General features: G+C 62.7%; 2 protein-coding genes and 1 pseudogene. 2 read left to right on the top strand and 1 reads right to left on the bottom strand.

What is annotated here, in order from left to right:
- A pseudogene (locus H7A76_RS32135) lies at positions 1–150 on the bottom strand (transcriptional regulator); the annotation flags it as partial.
- 156 nt (positions 151–306) lie between these two features.
- On the opposite strand from H7A76_RS32135, the gene H7A76_RS32130 reads away from it, so the two are divergent.
- Positions 307–1,452, top strand: a complete 1,146-nt coding sequence (locus H7A76_RS32130) for a MexC family multidrug efflux RND transporter periplasmic adaptor subunit (RefSeq protein WP_185702232.1) — start codon at positions 307–309, stop codon at positions 1,450–1,452.
- A 27-nt stretch (positions 1,453–1,479) separates the two neighbouring features.
- Positions 1,480–2,565 (top strand): efflux RND transporter permease subunit (locus H7A76_RS32125; protein WP_185702231.1); only part of this gene is annotated, 1,086 nt, incomplete at its 3' end.

Raw genomic sequence — 2,565 nt, 5'->3', positions numbered from 1 at the left:
CAGATGGTCACGCGTGCCACAAAAACGCTGCAGTGTGGCTCGGCTGGTGCCGGCGGCTTCAGCCAATTCCTTCAGTGTCGCGCGCGGGTGATGAACGATGGCCACGGCCAGCGCCTTAATGAGTCGTGTGTCATTGGGGGTTAAGTCCATCACCAAGTCTCAATTGAGTTTCGAAATCTACTTAAGATCCTTAAAGAATCCGTTTTGTCTCTAAAAGTCAAAAACAATCTCTCATGAGACATATTTGATTCAATTCGCGTTTAAAAGTATCATTTTGGCCATCCTCAATCAATACTCAGGTGTTCCATGGTCGATTTGCGTGCAATAGGAAGGGTCAGTGCATTGGCGGTTGTCATTGCGTTGGCAGGGTGTGGTCCCTCGGGCGAGCAGCAGAGCGCCGCGGAGATGGTGCTTCCTGTGGAGGTATTCGCGGTGAAGCCGGAAACCCTGGCGCTGACGTCGGAACTGCCAGGCCGGATCGAACCGGTACGCGTGGCCGAGGTGCGGGCACGGGTGGCGGGTATCGTGCTGAAGAAGCGCTTCGAGGAAGGGGCCGACGTCAAGGCCGGCGATCTGTTGTTCCAGATCGATCCCGCGCCGCTCAAGGCTGCGGTGTCCCGGGCCGAGGGCGACCTGGCCCGGGCCCAGGCCGGGATGAAGGAGGCCCTGGCGCGGGTCAAGCGCTATGAGCCGCTGGTAAAGATCGAAGCGGTCAGCCAGCAGGACTACGACAAGGCCAGTGCCGACCTGCACAGCGCCCAGGCATTGACCCGTTCGGCCCAGGCCGACCTGGAAACCGCGCGCCTGAACCTGGGGTACGCCTCGGTCACCGCGCCGATCTCCGGCCGGGTAGGGCGTGCGCTGGTCACCGAAGGCGCCCTGGTTGGCCAGGGCGAAGCGACTCTGATGGCGCGCATCCAGCAACTGGATCCGATCTACGCCGACTTCACCCAGACCGCCGCCGATGCCCTGCGCCTGCGTGAGGCGCTGAAGACCGGCAGCCTGGCCGCGGGAGACAGCAAGGCCCTGACCCTGCGGGTCGAGGGCACCCCCTACGAGCGCCAGGGGGCGCTGCAGTTTACCGACGTGGCGGTCGACCCGGGCACCGGCCAGATCACCCTGCGCGGCAAGTTCCCCAACCCCGACGGTGTGTTGCTGCCGGGCATGTACGTGCGGGTGAAGACTCCGCAAGGCACTGACCACCAGGCCATCCTCGTTCCGCAGCGTGCGGTCAAGCGGGGCAACGACGGCAGCTCCCACGTAATGGTGGTCGGCGCCGACGAGCGTGCCGAGGCCCGCGCGGTCACCACCGGTGCCATGCAGGGTTCGCGCTGGCAGATCACCGAAGGCCTCAAGGCCGGTGACCAGGTCATCGTCGGTGGCCTGGCCGCCGTGCAGCCGGGCGTCAAGGTCACTGCCAAGCAGGCTCAGGAAACCGAGCAGAAACAATAAGCCCGGTTACGACACGAGGATTTTTTGATGTCCGATTTTTTCATCAAGCGCCCGAGCTTCGCCTGGGTGGTGGCTCTGTTCATCTCCCTGGCCGGCCTGCTGATCATTTCCAAGCTGCCGGTGGCGCAGTACCCCAACGTTGCGCCACCGCAAATCACCGTGACCGCCACCTACCCGGGCGCTTCGGCCAAGGTATTGGTGGAGTCGGTCACCAGCGTGCTCGAAGAGTCGCTCAACGGTGCCAAGAACCTGCTGTACTTCGAATCAACCAACAATTCCAACGGTACTGCCGAGATCGTCGTGACCTTCCAGCCGGGCACCGATCCGGACCTGGCCCAGGTCGACGTGCAGAACCGCCTGAAGAAGGCCGAGGCGCGCATGCCTCAGGCCGTGCTCACCCAGGGCTTGCAGGTCGAGCAGACCAGCGCCGGCTTCCTGTTAATTTATGTTCTGAACTATAAGGAAGACGCGAAGCGCAACGACACTACCGTTCTTGGCGACTACGCCGCGCGTAACATCAACAACGAACTACGCCGCTTGCCCGGCGTCGGCAAGCTGCAGTTCTTCTCTTCCGAAGCGGCGATGCGGGTCTGGATCGATCCGCAGAAACTGGTGGGTTACGGCCTGTCCATCGAGGACGTGAGCAACGCCATCCGCGGACAGAACGTGCAGGTTCCGGCCGGCGCCTTCGGCAGCGCGCCCGGTACCAGTGAGCAGGAGCTGACCGCAACCCTGGCGGTCAAGGGAGCCCTGGACAACCCCGAGGAGTTCGGCCAGGTCGTCCTGCGCTCCAATCCCGATGGTTCCAGCGTCAAGCTGGCCGATGTCGCCCGCCTGGAAGTGGGCCAGGAAAGCTACAACATTTCCTCGCGCCTGAACGGCACGCCCGGCGTAGGTGGTGCAATTAAGCTGTCTCCGGGCGCTAACGCCATCGAGACTGCGACGCTGGTCAAGGCGCGCCTGGCCGAACTGTCGCAGTTCTTCCCCAGCGATATGCAGTACTCCGTCCCCTACGACACCTCGCGTTTCGTCGACGTGGCCATCGAGAAGGTGATCCACACCCTGCTCGAAGCCATGGTCCTGGTGTTCCTGGTGATGTTCCTGTTCCTGCAG

This window comes from Pseudomonas sp. MSSRFD41, assembly GCF_014230245.1.
Taxonomy (GTDB): Bacteria; Pseudomonadota; Gammaproteobacteria; order Pseudomonadales; family Pseudomonadaceae; genus Aquipseudomonas; species Aquipseudomonas piscis.
This window is presented reverse-complemented; position numbering and strand designations above follow the sequence as displayed.